General features: G+C 71.8%; 15 protein-coding genes. 7 read left to right on the forward strand and 8 right to left on the reverse strand.

From position 1 onward, the window contains the following. A complete protein-coding gene (locus tag ACWCWD_RS02010; protein WP_450769472.1) occupies nucleotides 1-3,324 on the reverse strand; it encodes an FtsX-like permease family protein in 3,324 nt (1,107 codons plus the stop codon). Between the two features lie 282 nt (nucleotides 3,325-3,606). Between ACWCWD_RS02010 and ACWCWD_RS02015 the strand changes: the two genes are divergently transcribed. After that, a complete protein-coding gene (locus tag ACWCWD_RS02015; RefSeq protein ID WP_450769474.1) occupies nucleotides 3,607-4,377 on the forward strand; it encodes an ABC transporter ATP-binding protein in 771 nt (256 codons plus the stop codon). A 28-nt stretch (nucleotides 4,378-4,405) separates the two neighbouring features. Here the strand turns inward: ACWCWD_RS02015 and ACWCWD_RS02020 are convergent, their stop codons facing one another. From ACWCWD_RS02020 to ACWCWD_RS02040, 5 genes are all read right to left on the reverse strand, one after another. Continuing rightward, nucleotides 4,406-4,669, reverse strand: coding sequence for a hypothetical protein (locus tag ACWCWD_RS02020; protein WP_450769476.1), 264 nt, complete (start codon nucleotides 4,667-4,669; stop codon nucleotides 4,406-4,408). A 237-nt stretch (nucleotides 4,670-4,906) separates the two neighbouring features. Next, nucleotides 4,907-6,160, reverse strand: a complete 1,254-nt coding sequence (locus ACWCWD_RS02025) for a DUF6357 family protein (protein WP_450769477.1) — start codon at nucleotides 6,158-6,160, stop codon at nucleotides 4,907-4,909. A 253-nt stretch (nucleotides 6,161-6,413) separates the two neighbouring features. Then, nucleotides 6,414-6,914 carry an SRPBCC family protein gene (locus ACWCWD_RS02030; RefSeq protein ID WP_450769478.1) on the reverse strand — a complete coding sequence of 167 codons (501 nt, stop codon included), beginning with the start codon at nucleotides 6,912-6,914 and terminating at the stop codon, nucleotides 6,414-6,416. A 216-nt stretch (nucleotides 6,915-7,130) separates the two neighbouring features. Next, entirely contained in the window at nucleotides 7,131-9,920 is a 2,790-nt protein-coding gene (locus ACWCWD_RS02035; protein ID WP_450769479.1) for an AAA family ATPase, read from the reverse strand. 139 nt (nucleotides 9,921-10,059) lie between these two features. Continuing rightward, the gene (locus ACWCWD_RS02040; protein WP_450769481.1) at nucleotides 10,060-10,254 is read right to left on the reverse strand and encodes a hypothetical protein; all 195 of its coding nucleotides are present in this window, start codon (nucleotides 10,252-10,254) and stop codon (nucleotides 10,060-10,062) included. A gap of 315 nt (nucleotides 10,255-10,569) precedes the next feature. Here ACWCWD_RS02040 and ACWCWD_RS02045 point away from each other — a divergent pair, with 315 nt between their 5' ends. Next, entirely contained in the window at nucleotides 10,570-10,929 is a 360-nt protein-coding gene (locus ACWCWD_RS02045) for a hypothetical protein (protein WP_450769482.1), read from the forward strand. Nucleotides 10,930-11,132: 203 nt separating this feature from the next. Here ACWCWD_RS02045 and ACWCWD_RS02050 read toward each other — a convergent pair whose 3' ends face one another. Beyond that, the gene (locus tag ACWCWD_RS02050) at nucleotides 11,133-12,575 is read right to left on the reverse strand and encodes an aldehyde dehydrogenase (RefSeq protein ID WP_450769483.1); all 1,443 of its coding nucleotides are present in this window, start codon (nucleotides 12,573-12,575) and stop codon (nucleotides 11,133-11,135) included. A gap of 187 nt (nucleotides 12,576-12,762) precedes the next feature. Here ACWCWD_RS02050 and ACWCWD_RS02055 point away from each other — a divergent pair, with 187 nt between their 5' ends. The 3 genes from ACWCWD_RS02055 (at nucleotide 12,763) to ACWCWD_RS02065 (ending at nucleotide 16,067) form a co-directional block, all read left to right on the forward strand. Continuing rightward, nucleotides 12,763-13,251: a TetR/AcrR family transcriptional regulator gene (locus ACWCWD_RS02055; protein WP_450769672.1), complete on the forward strand. Its 489-nt coding sequence runs from the start codon at nucleotides 12,763-12,765 to the stop codon at nucleotides 13,249-13,251. 574 nt (nucleotides 13,252-13,825) lie between these two features. Then, nucleotides 13,826-14,902 (forward strand): alpha/beta fold hydrolase, encoded by a 1,077-nt coding sequence (locus tag ACWCWD_RS02060; RefSeq protein ID WP_450769485.1) that lies wholly within the window; start codon nucleotides 13,826-13,828, stop codon nucleotides 14,900-14,902. A gap of 349 nt (nucleotides 14,903-15,251) precedes the next feature. Then, the gene (locus ACWCWD_RS02065) at nucleotides 15,252-16,067 is read left to right on the forward strand and encodes a hypothetical protein (protein ID WP_450769487.1); all 816 of its coding nucleotides are present in this window, start codon (nucleotides 15,252-15,254) and stop codon (nucleotides 16,065-16,067) included. A 99-nt stretch (nucleotides 16,068-16,166) separates the two neighbouring features. On the opposite strand, the gene ACWCWD_RS02070 is transcribed toward ACWCWD_RS02065, so the two are convergent. After that, nucleotides 16,167-16,811, reverse strand: a complete 645-nt coding sequence (locus tag ACWCWD_RS02070) for a peptide deformylase (protein ID WP_450769489.1) — start codon at nucleotides 16,809-16,811, stop codon at nucleotides 16,167-16,169. 280 nt (nucleotides 16,812-17,091) lie between these two features. Here ACWCWD_RS02070 and ACWCWD_RS02075 point away from each other — a divergent pair, with 280 nt between their 5' ends. Beyond that, the gene (locus tag ACWCWD_RS02075; protein ID WP_450769491.1) at nucleotides 17,092-19,881 is read left to right on the forward strand and encodes an ATP-binding protein; all 2,790 of its coding nucleotides are present in this window, start codon (nucleotides 17,092-17,094) and stop codon (nucleotides 19,879-19,881) included. Nucleotides 19,882-19,983: 102 nt separating this feature from the next. After that, nucleotides 19,984-20,472, forward strand: a complete 489-nt coding sequence (locus ACWCWD_RS02080) for a TetR/AcrR family transcriptional regulator (RefSeq protein WP_450769674.1) — start codon at nucleotides 19,984-19,986, stop codon at nucleotides 20,470-20,472. Nucleotides 20,473-20,511: the final 39 nt, after the last annotated feature.

Genomic DNA, 20,511 nt, shown 5'->3' on the forward strand with positions numbered 1-20,511 from the left:
TCAGTTGTCTCCCTGGTGGCGGAGCGACACCGCAGGATCGGAGCGGCGCAGCGCGATCGCCGCGACGAAGAGCAGCGGCAGTGCGGCCACCGATGCCAGAAGTGCAGCCACCTGCCCGGCCGGCAGCAGCACCGTGACGTCGGGCACGGGCCGGGCCGCCTGCCCGGTCAGGACGACGAGGGGTACGACCGCCCTGGTCAGCACGGTCCCCAGGCCCAGCCCGATCAGCAGCGCGAGGGCGATCAGGACTCCTTGCTCGACGGCCAACGCCCGGGCCAGCCGTCGGCGGGAAGCGCCCAGGGCGCGCAGCACGGCGAATTCGGCGGACCGTTCGCCCTGGGAGCCCACCAGCCCGACCGCGAAGCCGACCGAGGCCAGGGCGGCGGCCGCGGCGGCGGCCGCACGGAGCGCGGACTGCGGCCCGGCCCCCAGCGGATCGTCCGCCAGCTCCCGCGCCACCTCGTCCCTCACCCGCACCTGGGACGGGTCCGTACCGGGCAGCGCGCGCAGCTCCGCCGCCACCGCCGGACCGTCACCCGGCGCGGTGCTCAGCCACCACTCGGTGGGCGCCGGCGTGGCCCCCGCCCCCTGGTCCAGCGCTTCGGACATCGCCCTCAGGTCCAGCAGCAGCGCCCCGCCCGGCTTCGCGGTCACGTCCGCGGCGGCTCCGTCCGCGGAACCCGTGGCCCCGCCGGGACCGGTGGTCGGGAGCTCCCGCACCGACTTCACCAGCGTCACCCGGACCGTTTCGCCTCCCAGCGCGAGATCGACCCGCTGGCCCAACCGCGCCCCGGAAGCGGCCAGATACGCGTCGGTGGCCACCGCCTTCAGTGCCGGAGCCGCCGGACGGTCCGCACGGAGCAGCAGGGTGTCGACCTGCTCGGCGCCCCGGGAGCCGTGGTCCGCGAGGCCCGATCCGGTGCCGTAACGGAACGCCGGTGCCGCGCCCGTACCCGTCACCGTCCCGACCGTTCCGCCCGGGCTGTCCGCGTCCGCCCCGGTCACGGTCGACGTGGCTCGCCAGCGCACCCCGTCCGAGGACGGGACCGGTCGCTCGTCGCCGTCCGCGGTGAGCGTCCGCAACCGTGCGACGGAGACGAGGCGCTGCTCCGCGCGTCCCTGGGGCACGGCGCTGTCCAGTTGGAATCCGGTCACGGCCAGCCCGCCCGACGGGGACACGGGGAACGACAGCGCGTGGGCCCGCCCGTCGACGGGAACGGTGCCCGCGGACACCCGGTAGCGGATTCCGTAGCGGTCCTCCAGGACCACGCCGACCCGTGGAGCCGAGCCGGTGGGCGACGTTCCGTCGGAGGCCGAGGTGTCACCGATCCGCAGATCGAAGAGGACCCGTGTGCTGTCGCCGGGAAGCACCACACCGGTCCGTCCGGCCGTCGGCGGCGCGATCGCGTCGAACAGCGCCTGCGGCGACGCCCCGGCGAGGTCTTCGCGCATCAGCATCCGCTCGTCCGCGTGCGCGGTGTCGAGCGCCAGCACCTCGGCCGTCCGCCCACCGGACAGGGGTGACGTCGCGCGGAACACGGGTGCCGCGTTCCGTACACCCGGCAGTCCGGTGTACGGGGCCGCCCCGGCCGGGTCGTTGGACAGCCCGCCCACCCTGCGCACCGACGCACCGGACCTGAAGTCGGCCTGGTCGTCCTGCGAGCGGTCCCAGGAGGAGCTCTGACCGATGGCCAGCATGCCCATCGCCACCGCCAGCACCAACAGCAGCACGGGTCCCGCACCCCGCAGCGGCCGACGGCTGAACTGCCAGCCGGCCAGTGCGGCGGACAGACCCCGGCCGCCGGCCGCGCCGCGCTCCGCGAGTCTGGCCGCCGGCGGGAGCAGCCGCAGCGTCAGGACGGTGCCCGCGAGCAGAGCCAGAGCGGGAGCGGCGACCAGCAGCGGGTCGATGCCCAGCGCGCCGTCACGGTCGCCGCTCAGCGCACCACCGCCGGACGCGCCGGTCCGGCGGTCCAACTGCCAGTACGCCATTCCCGCGACGAGCAGCAGCCCGATGTCGGCGCCCGCCCGCACCGGGGCGGGCAGCGCGGAGGCACGGCCCGCCCGGCGCCCGCCCGCCGCGAGCGCCGGTGCGAGCACCGCGAGCGCGCACAGCAGCGCCACCCCGGAGGCGACCGGCCAGACCGTGCCCGCGACCCCGTCGTCGAGCCTCAGCCCGATCCGGCCGAGCTCGCCCAGCCTCGCGAGCAACCCGGTCAGGGGCCCGGCGAGCAAGGGTGCGACGACCGCGGCGGGGACCGCGAGCAGCAGCGCCTCGATCGCGGCCGAAGAAGCGATCCTTCCCCGTGAACCGCCCCTGGCCCGCAGGAGTTCCGTCTCACCGGCCCGCTCACTGCTCAGCAGGCCGGAGACGAGCAGCAGCGCGTATCCGGCGAGCAGGACGAGCTGAACCGCCACGATCATGACCGTGGAGCGCGCCACCAGCAGCGCCCGCTCGACCTGGTCGATGACGGCCGGGAGCGAGGTACGGACCGTCGCGCCCTTCGCGAACACCGCGGAGGCGGCCAGGGACTCGGGCACGTCCGTCGAGGCGCGTCGCAGGGCGCCGGTCCGGCCGGTGGTCACCGTGCGGAAATCGGCGGCGGCCAGCCAGGACACCCGTCCCGCACTGAGCCGGCCCGAGTCGACCACGGCCGGGTCCGTCAGCAGCGGGCCGTACGTGGTGAAGACGACCTCGCCGGCCCCCCGGCCGCCGAGCGGGTCCAACCGCCAGTACGGGTCGGCCGGGTCGGCCGCCTCGTACACGCCGGTGATCTCGACCGGCACGGGCGCGTCGCTCAGCCGGTCCGTGACGGTGAGCCGGGCGCCCGGCTCCAGCCCCAGCGCCGTGGCGGCCGCACCCGGCAGTGCCACCTGCACCGGCCCCTGGGCGTCCCCCGCACCGGAGGCGGGCATGCGGCCCGCGACCAGACGCACACGCTTCGGGTCCAGCGAGGCGAAGTGCGTCAGGTCGGGGTTGCCCCGCCGCTCCGCCGCCGGCTGCAGGCTCCGCGGCAGGGCGTACGGGCCCGAGCTCTCCATCTTCCGCACCGTCACCGGAAGTCCGTCGAAGGTCTCGCCGGCCGCTCGGCGCACCAGCGCGTCGGCGTCCTCGCGCCGCTCCAGGCCCACGTCGGCCGAGACGACGAGGGAGGACTGTTCGGCGGAACGACGGGTGAGCGTGTACCGCAGGGCGGCATCGCCCATGGACCCGGAGAACGCGGCGAGCGCGGTCAGCACGCACGTGGTCAGCAGAACCGCCAGCAGTGCCGCGGAGAGCAGGAGCCGGTGCGCGCGCACCCGCAGCAGCACGAACTCCGTCACCTGATCCCCCGAAACCTCATCACCCGCACCCCCCGGCGCACGTCGGATGCTGTCAGAGCACACCGGCTCCAGGAACCACCGGCCGGAACATCGAGATGAGATCGTGAGCGCTGTGCGGACGCACGGAACCGATTTCCGAACGCTCGGTGACCGGTCGGACCCCCTGCGCCACCGCCTCCCGGCAGGCACGGGCGGTGCTCCGACGCGCATTGCTTCTCCTGGCGCCCCACACACATACTGGCGACCGCCGAGGAGCGGCAACGTACGCAGGGGGGACCAGCGATGAGACGAAGGACCGGCGCGCGGAACGGTACGGCCCCGGCCGCGAGCCCGGCCGACGGCCCCATGGTTCGGGTGGAGGACCTGCGCCGCTCGTACGGAACCGGCGCCGCGGCGGTGCACGCGCTGCGCGGAGTCACCTTCGAGATCCCCCGCGGGGAACTCGTCGCCCTCAAGGGCCGCTCGGGCTCCGGCAAGACCACCCTGCTCAACCTCGTCGGAGGCCTCGACACCCCTGACGGCGGCCGGGTCACCGTCGCCGGCACCGACCTCTCGGGACTCGGCGAGGACGGGCTCCTGGAACTCCGCCGGGACCGCATCGGCTTCATCTTCCAGTCCTTCGGGCTGCTCCCCATCCTGACCGCGGCGGAGAACGTCGGCGTACCCATGCGGCTGCGCGGGACCGACCCCGCCGAACGCGAGGAACGGGCCGCGCTCCTGCTGTCCCTCGTGGGACTCGGCGACCACGCCGCACAGCGCCCCGGCGAACTCTCCGGCGGCCAGCAGCAGCGCGTGGCCATCGCCCGGGCGCTCGCCAACCGCCCCGCCCTGCTGATCGCGGACGAGCCCACCGGCCAACTGGACGCGGAGACCGGCCTCGCGGTCATGCGGCTGCTGCGCGCCCTGGTGCGCAGCGAGGGCGTCACCGTGCTGGTGGCCACCCACGACCCCCACCTGCTCGGATTCGCCGACCGGGTGCTGGAACTCCGCGACGGACACATCGTCGAACACGCGCCGGTGGACCCGCTCCTGGCGGACACCTCGGCGCCGTGAATCAAACTCCTGGCCCTGCGGACCGCACTCAGGTGAGGTCGAAGGTGAGGTTCACGGAGCCGTCCCAGTCCGGTGCCTCCGTGAGCGTGAGGGTTCCATCCCCTGCCTCGACGACTCGCACCATGATCCCTCCGCGGTCCTCACCGGGAAACGCAAGGGAGAAGTGGGGATCCATCTCCATCAGGAAGTCCCATCCCTCGCGTCGGGTCGTGTCAAGGGCGTGGGCATGCCGACCGGTTGCCCGCCACTGGCCGACCGCATCGACAGCGACGGTGACGTCGATGCGGTACATCTCAAGGCAAGTCGATTGATTGGCCCACCATTCGAGGCGGCCCTGACCCACGAATCGATGCATGAGCACACTCCCCGGTGCGTAGGCCGGCCGGGCAAACCTGTACGGCTGCCTGGCCGTCGTCGTGGGTCGGACCACGAGACGGAACTGCGTGGGAAAGGCCCGATGGGTCCTCGCCCCCACCGACGGCGTCCCATGAAACTTTGCCGCCTCGCGACCTCATTCTGCAACTATCAGTCAGGCGCCGCGCCTCCGGCGCGCGCTCTCGAACTCGGCGTTCGTCATCCAGGGGCCGTGCTGATCGAGCGCGGCGCAGCCGCCGCGGGCGAAAGCGCTCACCAGAAGCCGGTATCCGCGGATCCCGTCGACCAGGCTGTACTCGACCAAGTACTCCGGTTCCGACCCGCCTCCACCTCGGCGCACCGTGGTGACCCGGGCCAAGGAGTCCGCGTAGAAGTGGAGCTGGATCCCTTCGCCCATCTCCTCGTCCTCGATGGTGAACACCTCGTTGTCGGACGCGGATCGGTCACCCACGAACTCCCAGAACTCCGCCGAGGCCGAACGGCGGTTGTCCGCGCGCCACTTCTTCTCGACGCCCTTGTCGTCGGTGAACGACAGGATCGTCTTCCCCGTACCCCCGCCGAATGCGGCGCGGTCGCCGGGGGCCTCCTCGTCGTCCTCCATGGGCGTGCTCCTGGAGCGGTCCGCGGCCTCCGAGCACATCAGGAAACTCACGGTACGCACCGCGTCGTCGACGAGCGTGGGGTGCGCGCGGCGTACGGCCGCGTCGACCGTCGCCGCCATCCGGTCCCAGTCGCCCTTGTCCGTGGCACGCCTTCCGCGTCGCGGATCGCGGCCGATCCGAATTCCGGCGCACGCCTGTTCCGCGGTGGCGATCACGCGCATGACCTGGGGCAGCAGCGCCGGGTCGACGGCGTCGGGCATCCGCCTCGGAACCGTCGCGCCGTGCACGTACTGGCCCGTGTACTTCAGAAGCGCGGCGTCGAGCGGACCGAGTACCGTTCCGCGCTCGGCGCGACGGCGGTCGGCGCGGTGCTCCTGAGCCCGTTTTCCGTCGGACGTCTCCGTCGCCGCGCGCATCGCCGCGCAGACCCGACCGCGCTCCAGGAGCCCGATGTCGGCCCCGTGGGCGATGAGCCGGCTCCTGTCCCACGGGACGTGCTGGAAGAGCGCGTTGACGTCGGCGGGCGCGGAGAGAAGGACCGGGTCCAGGAGCGCGACGGCGGCGTCCTCGTCCAGCCGGCCCCGGGTTCCGGCGGCGTCGCACAGCGGAAGGACCGCACTCCACAGCAGCAGGTGCCTCGCCAAGTCCTCCCGGATCACCGCGAGATGGGCTTCCCCGATCGGGAACGTGAACGTGCGGGGCTCATGGTTGGCGTCCGCCCCGGCACCGAGCGTCAGCTTCAGCTCACCGTTCTCGCGGATCACCCTCGGGATCCAGCCGCTGCGCGCGAAAACGACGTCGCTCATGGACTCGGTCCTCCCCATCGGTACTCCCCGTGGGACGAGAGTAATGAATCCTGCCCGCACCGACGCGACCGGCCGCTCCCTCGCGCACTCGATCGAGCAGCCCGGAGCGACCAAGCCCCTGGACAGGCCCACCGTTGCCTCCGACCGCCCGTTCTCCGTCACGACGTCCGTCCCGAAGGGGGGCAGGGGATCGAGGGCGCGACCGGGCGGCCGAAGCGGTTCGGCTCCGGTCGGCAGGCGTGGAGAGGGGGGCTTACGGGACTTCCGGCTCCGCGGCGGGAGCGGGAAGGGCCTGCACCATCTTGGCGTGCTGGGCCAGCCACAACTCGTTCAGGCGTTCCCCCCACGCACGGGACAGCGTGTCGACCGCCTTGGGGGCGTTCGTACGGACCGCGTTCTCCACCACCACCTGAGTGCCGCCCTCGACCTCGGTGAGCAGCCACGCCTGGTACAGCTGCACGCCGGCGCCGATGCCCAGCCAGCCGAGCCGACGGGGCGGCAGATGCTCTCCCACGTAGACCTCGAACCGGTGTCCGGCCCAATGCACCTCGAAGGTCTGGTCGAAGGTGTCCGTACTCACCTCCTCGCAGCCCGGAACCCAGCCGGTCCAGCTCGCGACGTCGGTGATCAGGTGGAAGATGCGTTCCGGCGGACTGTCCACCACTGCCTGTGCGCGGTGGAAGCTGTGGGCGTTCTCCGGTGAGAAACCGGAGGGCCAGTGGATCTCCGGGTGGCTGTCGGAGGGGTCGTGCATTCGAGTTCTCTTTCGCGCTGCTGCTCGACTTCAAGTACGGCTGCCGACGGTGTCGGTGGCACGACAGCCCATGGGTGTTCCGCCTTCCAGTGTGCGGGCGGGACGCACACACGTGCATAAGTCAAATGACTGCGTTGCCGACGGCTTCTCAGCCGGCGACCTCCAGGCCGCCGGCGGGTCTCTCAGCCTGCGACCTCCAGGCCGCCGGCGGGCTTCTCAGTCTGCGCCCTCCGGGCCGAGCGCGGTCAGGGCGTCACGCAGCGCGGCTCTGGAGTTAATGCCGAGCTTGGGGTAGATCTGGTAGAGGTGCGTGCCGATGGTCCGGTGGGACAGGAACAGCCGTTCGGCGATCTGTTTGTTGGTCAGCCCGGTCGCCGCCAGCGTCGCGATCTCCCGCTCCTGAGGGGTCAACGCACCCTTTCCCGGCGGAGCGGGAGCGGCTGTCCCGTGGCCGGCCGCCCGGAGTTCGGCCGCGGTGCGCGCCACCCACGGTGTCGCCCCGAGCTTTTCGAACGTCTCGGACGCCCGCACCAGTTGCTCCCTGGCCTCCCTGGTCATCCGTCGGCGGCGCAGACGTTCACCGTGGAGGAGGCGGATCCGTGCCACGTCGAAGGGCCAGTCCCCGGGCGCCGCCGACGCGAGGGCCCGGTCGAAGAAGGCGAAGACATCGTCTCCGGGCGTGGTCAGGGCCTGGCAGGCCAGGACGAGCATGCGCAGTCGCGGTGAGAGATCGGCCATCGCGGACTCCCGTACGGCCGCCGCGTGCGCGGCGGCTTCGGCGGCCCGACCGGTCCTGACAGCCGCCTCCACCAGGTCCAGCGCTCCCGCCATGGCTTGCGGAAGGTACGGCGCGAGGGTTCCCGCGGGGCTGAGTGCGACGGCGTGCCGGTAGGCGGTCTCGAAGTCACCGCTGCCGAGCGCGGCCGGCGCGCCCGCCTGCGAGGCCAGTACCCGGGCGCCGTGGGCGCCGCGGGGGACGGACCAGCGGACGATCTCCTCGCACAGCGCCGCGTTCGTCTCCGAGTCTCCCCGTGCCCCGGCCACGAGCGCCTGCACGAACTGGAGCTTGCAGGCGAAGAAGCCGTAGCCGTACTCCTCGCACAGGACCAGCCCTTCTCCGGCCAGCTCCACCGACTCGTCCCAGCGGCCCGCGTTGAAGTAGTCCAGGCTCAGGTGCATCAGGGCGGCCAGGTGCCTGCGGACGGGCGCGCTGCCCGCGCGGCCCTGGTCGATCAGGCGACGGGACGCCTCCCGCGACTCCGCCAGCCGCTCCGTGTACACCGAACAGATGCCGATGCGGATCACGCGGGTGGGATCCTCGCCCATGTCGGCCAGCAGCGCGTCGAGGAGGGGCAGTGCCCGACCCCCGGTCCTGGCCGGGTCGCCGAACGTCTGTGCGCAGGTCCACAGCAGCTCGGGTGCCTGAGGGGTCAGCCGCTCCATCGCCCGGAACAGCGGCGACCACATCTCAGGATCACCGGAGTACCAGCAGAGGGTGATCAGGGTGAACAAGGCCTCGATTAGGGCGTCGTCGGACGCCTCGTAACGGTGGTCTCCCGACTCGATCGCGCCGACCAGCAGCCGGTGCGCGGTGTCGACGTCGCCGTCCTTGTTGATCAGGAGAAGGGCCGAGGCCGCCGCCGCGTGCAGTGACTCCTGAGCGGTGGGGTCGGCCCGCCGGGCCCCGGCCAGCAGGCGTGTGGCGTCCGCCAGTTCGCCGCTGGCATCCGTGCCGATGTAGGCGGCCTCCGCCAGCAGACGGCTCTGGTCGGCGGGCACCGGGCTGAGTTCCGCGGCGCGGGTGAGCGCCGCCACCGCGCCCAGGGCGTCCCCGCGCCTCAGACGCAGCCGGGCGGTCTGTTCGAGGAGCTCGGCGACCGTCCCGTCCGGGCCGAGGGCCGCTTCGCCGAGGTGCCAGGCGCGCCGCTCCGGCTGGTCGGTGAGCGCGGCGGCGAGAGCTCGGTGCGCCTTGCGGCGGTCGGCCGCCGTCGCCGTCGCCACCACCGCCGAACCGATCAGCGGGTGCCGGAAGGACAGCTGCCCGGACATGGCCGAGATCGTGATCAGGCGGTCGCGCTCCGCGGCTTCGAGAAGGTCGACGACCGGGCCTCCGGACGCGGCCGCCTCCAGGACGCCGAGGTCTCCGGTGCCCTCCAGCGCCGCGACGAGCAGCAGCTCCCGGCTCGGTACGGGCAGATCGGCCACCCGCGAGACGAAGATCTGCTGGAGACGCTCGCCGAGAGGGAGCACCGACGGAGCCGCGGCCCACGCCGTCCGCTGCTCGCTGCTCAGGGCGGCTGGCAGCTCCGCGAGCGCGAGCGGGTTGCCGTGTGCCTCCGCCGCGATGCGCCGCCGTACGGCACGGGACATTCCCGGGTGGGTCTGTGCGAGGAGTTCGGACGAGGACCTCCCGTCCAGCGGCCGCAGCCGGCGTTCGGTGATGCCGCTCGCTTCGAAGAAGCCGTCGGAGGTGACGCGGGAGGCCGCGAGGAAGCTGATACGGCTGCCGATGAGCCGCCTCGCCACGAACCCCAGTACCGACGTGGTGGCACGGTCCAGCCACGGCAGGTCGTCGACCACGATCAGCAACGGGGTGTCGGCGGCCGTCCGGCGCAGGAGCAACAGGGCCGCGGTGGACGCCAGAAGCCGGTTGGGAGGGGGACCACTGCCGATGCCCACGGCGACCCGCAGGGCGTCGCGGTGGACGGTGTCGAGCCGGTCGAAGGAGTCGAAGAGCGGGACGAGCAACTGATTGAGTCCGGCGTAGCTGATGTCCGCCTCGAACTGCACCCCGCTCGCTCTGAGGACACGGGTGCCGTCGGCCCGCGCTCCCGCCGCCACCGCGTTCAGCAACGCGGTCTTGCCTATGCCGGCATCGCCCGACAACAGCAGGGCCGCTCCGTGGATGGCGGAATCCTTGAAGTGGGACCGAATGAACTCCAGGTCCTCGTCCCGCCCGATCAGTCGCGCTGCGGCAGGACCGGCCGGGCGGTCCAGGTCGTTCATGGTGCTGCTGTCTCCAAGGGCTGAGATGAACCGGAACCGGGTGCTGTACGTCGTACCGAGTCGTGTCGGCGCTCCGGCTCCGCAGCGTATGGAATCACCCGTCTCGGTGTACGGTCCAGCTTTCGACCTGGCCGGTGCCTCAGAGCCCCAGGTCGAGAGCGAGGCACGAGTAGTGCTTCCACGAACCCTCGGGGTCGTACGAGGCGTTCGTCCCGCCGCCCGGCACGGCCTCCGCCGCTTCGGACATGTCCTCGAACCGGATGCGCTCGGGAAGCCTGCCGTACTTCGCGTGCCGTGCCGCTGCCGCGGCGTCCGTGGTGAGTTCCTCGTTCACGGCCGTTCTCCACTTCGTCGATCGTGGATCGCGTCCGGCTCGATTCCGGACGTCTCCAGCCTGCACCCTCATTCGTCACCAGTCAAGGCGGTGACGGAATGGGTCCGTAGTGGGCGCCCGGTGTGGCTTGAAGGACCGTTCTACATACGTGTGTGGCCGGAATTGCACTCCCCACACATGGCCGGACATGAAAAGTTTGCTGCTGCCGAGTGCACCGGCCGAGTGCGTTGGCCGAGTGTGCCGGCCGAACACACCGACCGAACCAGGAGTGACGGCAACCCTCGGCTGTCGTCACACACAGAAGAGGTGGACCGCATGTTCACACCCAGAGTGAAGATCCGTGGCGCGGCCGCTGCCGTGACCATGGCCGCGGCACTCATCGGTCTCGGCGCCGGCGCGGCGAACGCCGCCGGGTGGCCCCCGTTGCAGGCGGGCGGCTACCTCTATGCGGGCGCCAATGGGACCGGAACGGTGACGACCGTGGATCTCGACGACTTCGGCACGTGCCACACGCTGTCCGAACCGGTCCTCTCGGTCCAGATCGCCTCCGGCTCCGGTTCCCTGGAGCTCTATCCCGGGGCCGACTGTGCCGGGGCCACCCCGTGGCGCAGCGGATCGTTGGCCCAGACCGGCCTTCCCCGGGCGATGCTGAGCTACCGGGTCGTCACCCCCTGACGGCACCGTGGCGGTCGGCGGTCGGTACATCGTGCCCTGGAGGATCTGCGGAGGCGCGGAGATTCCGAGTAGCGGAGATTCCGAGACGCGGGCGGCAGACGGCGTTTTCATCTGCCGCCCCTTCGCGGAGCGCCGTGGGGCCGGGTCGGCGGACGGCTTCACCCGCGCGTCACGTGACCACTCGGGCCGCGGTACGGCCGCGGTCAGATGGTGATGGTCTTGTACTCGGTGTAGGTACCGAGGCCGACGGCGCCGTACTCGCGGCCGATGCCGCTGTTCTTGAAGCCGCCGAACGGTCCGTCGAAAGCGACGGAGGCGCCGTTGACCGTGACGGTGCCGGTTCGGATGCGGCGGGCGACGGCGAGGGCGTGTTCCTCGTCGGCCGACCAGACGCCGCCGCTGAGGCCGTACTCGGAGTCGTTGGCGATGCGGACGGCGTCGTCCTCGTCCTCGTAGGCGATGACGACCAGGACCGGGCCGAAGATCTCTTCCTGTGCGATGCGCATGGAGTTGTCGACGTCGGCGAAGACGGTCGGGGTGACGTAGTTGCCCTTCTCCAGCCCGTCCGGGATCTGCGGACCGCCGGTGACCAGACGGGCGCCCTCCTCCAGGCCGAGCCGGATGTAAGCACGCACCCGCTCCTGCTGGTCCGGACGGATCATCGGACCGATGAAGGTGTCCGGATCGCCGGGGTCGCCGACCTTGAGCGACTCCACGAGCTCCTTCAGCGCACCGACGACCTCCTCGTACCGGGCGCGAGGAGCCAGAATCCTGGTCTGGGCGATGCAGGATTCGCCGTTGTTGAGCAGGGAACCGAACTTCAGCCCCGCGACCGCCGCGGCGATGTCGGCGTCCGGGAGGATCACGGCGGCGGATTTGCCACCCAGCTCAAGGCTGACCCGCTTGAGCTGCTCACCCGCGATGGACGCGATCCGGCGGCCGGCCCGCGTCGAGCCCGTGAACGCGATCTTGTCGACCTCCGGATGCGACACCAGGTACTCACTTGTCTCCCGGTCCGCGGGCAGGACGCTGATCACACCTTCGGGAAGGCCCGTACGCTCCAGCAGTTCCGCCAGGAATCCCATGCTCAGCGAGTTCTCCGGGGACACCTTGAGGACGACGGAGTTACCGGCGAGCAGCGCCGGGAGGATCTTTGAAGTGGCCGACGAGAACGGTGAGTTCCACGGGATCACCGCGGCCACGACGCCGATCGCCTCCCGCCGCACCACGCTGCGTGCCGCGGAGGCCGGGTCGGAGGGCGCCAGGGTCTCCTCCCAGCCGAACTCCTCCGCAGCCTTGAGATACGCGTTCGCCTGCCGGGTGAGACCCGGCTGCCCGGCCCGGGTGAACCATCCCGCGGAACCGTTCTCCAGGGAAATGAGGTGCGCCGCCTTCTCCGCGTTCTCCTCCCGCAACGCGTTGAACCTCCGCAGGACCGCGATCCGTTCGGCCGGCGGGGTCAGCCGCCACACACCCGCCTCGAACGACCGCCGTGCCGCGGCCAGTGCGCGGTCCACATCCGCCGGCTGCGCCTGCGCGGCCCGGCCGATCACCGTTCGGTCGTGCGGCGAGGCGATGTCGAGCAGCCCGGCGTCGCTCGGCGCCACCCAAGAGCATCCGACGAAAAGCCGGTCGTAAGTGATCATGTGCTTTCTCTCTTTCGGGTTCTCTCGGGTCGATCTCTTAACTGTCACTTCAATGTAGCACTTCGACTTGTTAGTTGCGCATAAGAGTGGCGTTGTGTGGGTGATTCTCTACGGTGGCGTTACTCTTGTGCGGATGAGAGCCGATGCCGCGCGGAATCTGGAAGCCGTCCTGACGACGGGGGCGCGGATGCTCGCCGCCGATCCGGGTGTGAGTGTCGCGAGTATCGCGGCCGAGGCGGGTGTGGACCGGCGGACCGTCTACCGGCGCTTCGCCGCTCGTGAGGATCTCCTCGCGGCGATCTACGACGCCCGTCTCAGGGCCGTCGAGCGGGCCATCGAGGATGCCCGGTTGCGTGAGGCGCCCGTCGGGGTCGCGCTGCACCGCTACGTCGAGAACGTCATCGCCGTCAACCGGACCTGGCCCGTCGACCTCGCCCGGATGCTCGCCGACGACACCGTCCACGCCCGCCGCGACGCGTGCGTCGCGGAAGTCGACGCCTTCCTCCGGCGCGCCACCGCCGAAGGCCTCCTCCGCCCCGGCCGGCCGGGGGGCTGGGTGAGCGCGCTGCTGCCGCAGCTGGTGAATCTGGCTGCGCATCGACAGATGCACCTCACCCCCGCGCGGGCGGCGGACGTGGTTGTCGACACGCTGCTGCACGGCGTCGGAGCCCCCTGAGTCCCGGGCCGGACGGCGGACGGGCGGGCGCGGACAGGCGGGCGCGGACGGGAAGCGCGATGCGAGGCATGGAGGTGTGAGCGAGGTCTGGATGTGTGAGGCGAGGTCTGGCCGGGGCGGGGCGGACCCGAGGCGGGAACCGGCGGGAATATCGGCTCAGTCGAATGACTGGGATCCCGCCCCGCGGGCCCGGAACGGTGGCGGGGCGGTGCGTCGTCGCTGTGGCAAAACCTTTCGCCCTTCCGTCACCCGTGACCCCGTAGGGCAGGCGGCGGCCTGCCGTGGGTGTGTCGACTGGCAGTCGGAGGCGGCGGTGCGCACCGTCATGTGACGGATGTGTCCGGTTTCCCCAAGGGCGAGAGTGTGTGTTGCCGGTAGGGACACGGGAGGAAAAGAGTCCTCGTCCGCTGTCCAGGCCGCGGGAAACACGCTCGCGTCACCTGTTTGACAGGTGACGAGCTGCATGTGAGAGTCGTCGCGTCGAGAGCCGCGGCGACCCGCGCACCGCTCACGCGAGAACAAGGCTTCCCGGGCTCGGACCGGTCACCGGAAACGCACGACGGAGGGTTTTCACATGATCAACAGGCGTACCTTCAGCAAGGCTGTCGGCCTGAGCACCGGCGCGGCCGCGGTCTCGCTGACCGGCCTGACGGCGACGGCGACCGCCGCGCCCGCGGTGAACGACTCGGCCCGGGGGAGCGGCTCACCGGTGCCCACCGTGCCCGACATCGTCCCCGGCACACACACCGGCTTCGCCACCATCAAGCACGTCAGGGCGGGTGTACTGAACGTCGGTTACGCCGAGGCCGGTCCTGCCCACGGCCCCGTCGTGATCCTGCTGCACGGCTGGCCGTACGACATCCACAGCTTCGTCGACGTCGCACCGCTCCTCGCCGACCAGGGGTATCGGGTCATCGTTCCCTACCTCCGCGGTCACGGCAGCACCAGCTTCCTGTCCGGCAACACCCCTCGCAACGCCGAGCAGTCCGCCATCGCTCTCGACACCATCGCCCTGATGGACGCCCTCAAGATCGACAAGGCCGTCCTCGCCGGCTTCGACTGGGGCTCCCGCACCGCCGACATCATCGCCGCGCTGTGGCCCGAGCGCGTCAAGGCGCTGGTCTCCACCACCGGTTACATCATCACCAGTCTCAAGGCGCAGCTGGAGCCCGCCGCCCCCGCCGTCGAGCGCAACTGGTGGTACCAGTGGTACTTCGCCAGTGACCGCGGCAAGAAGGCCATGGAGAACGAGGACCAGCGCATCGCGCTGTGCCGATACGTGTGGACCCTCGTGTCGCCCAACTGGAACTTCGACGACGCGACCTTCGCGCGCACCGCGGAGGCCTTCAAGAACCCCGACTACGCCGCCATCGTCCTCTACAACTACCGCTGGCGGATCGGCCTCATCGAGGGCGAGCGACGCTACGAGCGGTACGAGAAGCAGCTCGCCGCCCAGCCGCCGATCGCCGTTCCCACCATCACCCTCGACCCGGCACTCGACCCCTTCACCCCGCCCGGCGACGGCTCCTCCTACCGGAGCCACTTCACCGGACCCTACGACCATCGCACCATCGTGGACATCGGCCACAACCTGCCGCAGGAAGCGCCGTCCGTCTTCGCCCGAGCCGTCGTCGACGTCGACCACCTCTGAGGCCCGAGCCCGCACCGGGCAGCACGTCGGCCGGCCGAGTCCGCTCCCTCGCCACCGTCCGCGGCCGGCCGGTGGCCCGGGCCCTTCGTCCGGATCGGGTCGGCACCCCCGTCGGCTCGGTCCGAAGAAGCGGCCCGGGGTACCCTCTACCGTCATTTCCCGAACCGTGAACCCCTGGTGTTCCAGGGGCAGAAGAGGCGGACGAGCTGGTGACCGCAGTACCCCGCTGCCCGCGCAAGCGCCCCGACCCGCGGAAGCGCCCCGACCTGCGGGTCGACGACCGTGCCGGGAGCGAGCGGCTCGTCGGAGTTCTCATGCGCGGGCTTTCTCCGTTGACCGGGAGCCCGGGATGACACTTCCCGCGAGCCCGGAACGTCTCGACGGGCACGATCGGTCCGGCCTTCCCGATGGCCGCGCCACCGACAACCCCGACGTGGCAGTCGCCTGCCGGGCCGTGCCCCGCCCACGGCGCCTCGCGCACGGCAGGCTGCACCTGCTGCTCACGCTCAACTCGCTGGTCGTCGTGCTGATCTCGGTCAACCGCAAGTCGGGCAGCACCCTGGCGTTCGTCGCCGACAACGGGTTCCTGCGCCTGGTCGAGATCGACAACATGGTGCTCGGCCTGTGCACCGTGCTGCTGTACTACCTGGTCGCCGCCCACCTGGTGGCCGACTCGCGGCACCGACGGCCCCGCGTCGCGATCGCGCTCGGCGCCCTGTTCACGGCGGGGGCCTACGTGTACGCGCTCAGCCTCGGCGACCACGAGATCACCAACTACCTGCACGGACGGTTCTGTTCCGAGAGCCTTCCCGCGATCTGCCGTGTGATCGCCTACAACGACGACGTGTTCTCCGACGTGGTCTTCCTCACCGGGTTCACGCTGCTCAACACCATGCTCATGCTGACCCAGTTCCTCTTCCCGACCGACCGCGCCCCGCGCCGCTGGGACGACGTGCTGACCGCCCTGAACGCCCTGTTCATCGGGGCGGGCATCACGGCCAACCTCGCTTTCGAGAACGCGGGCTTCGACCCGATCGTGATCGGCCTGACGGCCGCCTTCGCGCTGGTCCTGCTGAGGAAGTCGCCCCGGCAGCCGATCCTCCGCTACTACGGGGTCGCGTACACCGTGGGTCTGCTGGCCACGGTCCTCGTCAAGCTCGCGTGACCCGCGACGGACCGGGCGCGGCCGGCCTCCGGGACGCTCCCTCGGCAGGGCAGGACTGTTTCGGCAGGGCGGACATGACGACAGCCCGGGGCGCGGGCATTACGGCAGCTCGAAGCCCAGTTGCCGCGCGGCTTCCTCGGGGGTGGGCCCCGACCAGCGCTCCGCCACCGCCTCGTTGGTGGACAGCGACCGCGACACGGCCATGTCGAGGTAGAGGGTGCCGTCGAGGTGGTCGGTCTCGTGCTGCACGATGCGTGCCGGCCAGCCGGTGACCACCTCGTCGATCGTGCGACCGGTCCCGTCCTGCCCGCGCAGCCGCACCCGCGCGTGGCGGGCCACCACCGCCTGCCAGCCGGGCACGCTCAGGCAGCCCTCGAAGAACGCCGCCCGTGCACCGCCCTCGGGCTCGTAACGAGGGTTGACCAGCACCCGGAAGGGCAAGGGGGTGCGTCCGCGCGCCTCCAGGACGTCCTGAGCCCCGACCGCTTGGTCCTCCAGCACCGCGATGCGGAGCGGGATGCCGACCTGCGGCGCGGCCAGCCCCACGCCCGGGGCCGCGTGCATCGTCACGCGCAACGCGTCCGTGAACCGGTGGAGCAGAGCGTCGTCGAGCTGCCCGTCGTACGGCTCCGCGACGCCGCGCAGGACGGGATCTCCCGCAGCGACGATGGGCAGCGGGCCACCGGTCGCCAGGAGTTCCTTGATGCGGTCGGCCAGAGGCAGGTGTGTCTTCGACTCGGTCATGGGACCAGCTTGCCAGCCGCTCCGGGATACGTATGAATCACCCGCGTCACGCCGAGGGGGCCGCCGGCCCTTGGGCCGTGTGTACGGCCCAGCCGTCGGGCGAGTGGCCGCCTCGCCCGAGAGCCTCCGGAACCCGGCTCCGGGAGGGCCGGAGGCGGTGTCGTCACGTCGCTTAGACTGCTGGTGATCGCACGGGCCGCACGGAGCCGGGTTGGGCGCAGCCGGGCCAGGTCGGCGCAGAGTACAGGGCCTCCGAATTCCGGCCGTTGGAGGCAGCCCGATGACCGACCTGGACCCGACTTCCTGTCCGGCCACGACCCGGCTGGTCGGACGCGGCGACGACCTCGCGTTCATCCACTCCTTCCTCAGCGACTCCCAGATCCACGGGGCCGCCCTGCTGCTCTCGGGCGAGGCCGGGGTGGGCAAGACGGCGGTGCTCGACGCGGTGGCGGCCGACGCCGAGCGCAAGGGGATACGGGTACTGCGCGCGGCAGGCGTGCAGTTCGAGGCGGACATCGGTTATGCCGGTCTCAACCAGCTTCTCGTACCGTTCTTCGACGACTTCGAGATCCTCGGGGCCGTCCACCGTGACGCCCTGCGGGTCGCGGTCGGCATCGGCGGCGGACCGGCTCCCGACCGCCTGCTGACCTCCACCGCCGTGCTGTTGCTGCTGCGGACGATATCCGTCAGGACACCGCTGCTGCTCGTCGTCGACGATCTGCCCTGGCTGGACCGCGCGACCAACTCCGTACTCGGCTTCGTCGCCAGACGGCTCGTCGGCAGTCGTATCGGCTTCCTCGCCGCCTCCCGCGAGGACTCCGACAGCTTCTTCGAGTCGAGCGGGCTGACCGAGCACCGGCTCGGGCCGCTGGACGACACTTCGTCGGCCGAACTGCTCACCCTCACGCACCCCGACGTCTCCGCCGCCGTACGGCGCCGCATCGTGACCGAGGCGCGCGGCAACCCGCTCGCGCTGGTGGAGCTTCCGGCAGCACTCTCCGCCGAGCAGCGCACGACGCTGACCGCGGTGCCGGGCGTACTGCCCCTGAGCGAACGCCTGCAGGCACTGTTCGCCTCGCGGGTGGCCGGGCTGCCCGACCGCAGCAGGGAACTGCTGCTGCTCGCCGCCCTCGACGGAACCGGCGACCTGGCCGCGATCGAGGCGGCCGCGGCCGGCCGGGCCTGTGCGGACGACCTCACCCCGACGGAGCGGAACCGCCTGGTGACGGTGTCGGCCGACAACCGCCGGCTCTCCTTCCGGCATCCACTGATCGGCTCCGCGGTCGTGGAGCTGGCGACCGCGTCGGAGCGCAGAAAGGCACATCAGGCGCTCGCCGCGGTACTCGGAGACCAACCCGAGCGCCGCGCCTGGCACTTGGGGGAGGCTGCGGTGGGCCCCGACGAGGAGGTCGCGGCCCTGCTGGAGCACGCCGCGCGCCGCCGGCTGCGGCGCGGCGACGCGCTCGGGGCGGTGACGGCGCTGACCCGGGCCGCCGGAATCAGCCCCGCGGTGGCCGACCAGAGCCGCCGGCTCGCGGAGGCCGCCTACGTCGGCGTCGACTCCGGCGGTGAGCTGGAGGACGCCTCGCGGCTGCTCGCGGGGGCGCGGCGCGTCCACCCCGTCGGGCCGGAATCGCTGCACGCGGCGGCGGCGTCCGCGTTCCTGCTGATCAACAAGGACGGCGACATCGACACCGCGTACCGGCTGCTGGTCGGTGCGATCGAGGCGGGCGGCCACGGCTACGACGCCTCGGACGAAGCCCTCGTGGAAGCCCTGCACCTGCTGGTGCTGCTGTGCTGGTACGGAGGCGACCCCAAGCTGTGGGAACCGCTCCGGGGGTTCGTGGACCGGCTGACCCCACGCCCGCCCGAGCTGCTGTGGGTGGTCACCCAGACCTTCGCCGACCCGGCGCGCACCGGCCCCGCGGCGCTGGCCCGGCTGGCCGGGCTGATCTCCACCGTGGGCGACGATCCCACCCGGGTGGTACGCGTCGGCACCGCGTCGGTCTACCCCGACCGGCTCGGGGAACTCCGCTGGGCGTCGCGACGGCTGGTCGAGCAGGGCCGCGCCGGCACCGCGCCCGTCCGCCGGCATCTGGGCGCGCTGATGCACCTGGGCCTGGACTACTACCACGCGGGCCGGTGGGACGACGCCGCGCGGTCGGCCGCCGAGGGACTCGCCCTGTGCGCCGAGCACGACTACCGGTTCTTCGCCTGGTACTTCCAGTACGTGCAGGCCGTCGTGGCCGCGGCGCGGGGCGACGCGGCCACGAGCGCCGCCCTGACCGAGGAGATCGTCCGATGGGCGATGCCGCGCGGCGCGCACGGTGCGCGGTACTTCGCCTGCCACGCCAGGGTGCTGGCCGCGCTCGGCAGCGACGACTTCGAGAGCGCGTACCAGCACGCCCGCACGCTCAGCCCGCCCGGAACCGTGGCCCCGTACGTCCCGATCGCCATGTGGGGCACGATGGACCTGGTCGAGGCAGCCGTGCGGACCGGCCGTGACGAGGAGGCCGCCGCCCACGCGGCGGCCATGCGCGCGTCCGCGATGGCCGCGCTGTCGCCCCGGCTGGAGGTGCTGGTCCTGGCCTGCGAGGCGCTGACCACACCCGGCGAGGCGGCCCTCGCCCTGTACGAGAAGGCGCTGTCCGTACCGGGACCGGAGCGCCGGCCCTTCGACGCCGCGCGGGTGCGGCTCTTCTACGGCGAACGGCTGCGGCGCCTGCGGGCCACGGCGGAGGCCCGCGAACAACTGACCCTGGCACTGGAATCCTTCCAGCGGCTGGGTGCCGGGCCCTGGGCGACGCGGGCGGCGGCCGAACTGCGGGCGAGCGGCCAGTCCGCACCGACCGCGGACGGGCCCGTGCCGGTGACGCTGACCGCGCAGGAACAGCAGATCGCCACGCTCGCCGCGACCGGGCTGACGAACAAGCAGATCGCTGAACAGCTGTTCCTGTCGCACCGGACCATCGGCGCGCACCTCTACCAGATCTATCCCAAGCTGGGCATCACCTCACGGGCCGCGCTGAGGGACGCCCTCTCGGAGCTGGGCATCGGCAGGAACGGCTGAACGGGCGCGCCGAGGGCCGCGGGACCCGCGACCGTTAGGATCGGAGGTGTGAGAGCCGATGCCGCGCGGAATCTGGAAGCCGTCCTGACGACGGGGGCGCGGATGCTCGCCGCCGATCCGGGTGTGAGTGTCGCGAGTATCGCGGCGGAGGCGGGTGTGGACCGGCGGACCGTCTACCGGCGCTTCGCCGCTCGTGAGGATCTCCTCGCGGCGATCTACGACGCCCGTCTCACGGCCGTCGAGCGGGCCATCGAGGATGCCCGGTTGCGTGAGGCGCCCGTCGGGGTCGCGCTGCACCGCTACGTCGAGAACGTCATCGCCGTCAACCGGACCTGGCCCGTCGACCTCAACCGGATGCTCGCCGACGACACCGTCCGCGCCCGCCGCGACGCGTGCGTCGCGGAAGTCGACGCCTTCCTCCGGCGCGCCACCGCCGAAGGCCTCCTCCGCCCCGGCCGGCCGGAGGGCTGGGCGAGCGCGCTGCTGCCGCAGCTCATGCACCTGGTGTCCCGGACGCTGCCCGACCTGAGCCCCGCGCAGGCGGCGGACGTGGTCGTCGACACGCTGCTGCACGGACTCGGAACGTCCTGAGCCGACGGAGCGGCTGTCGCCTCCCGGGGCGAGCGGGCC

This window comes from Streptomyces sp. NPDC001493, assembly GCF_053597235.1.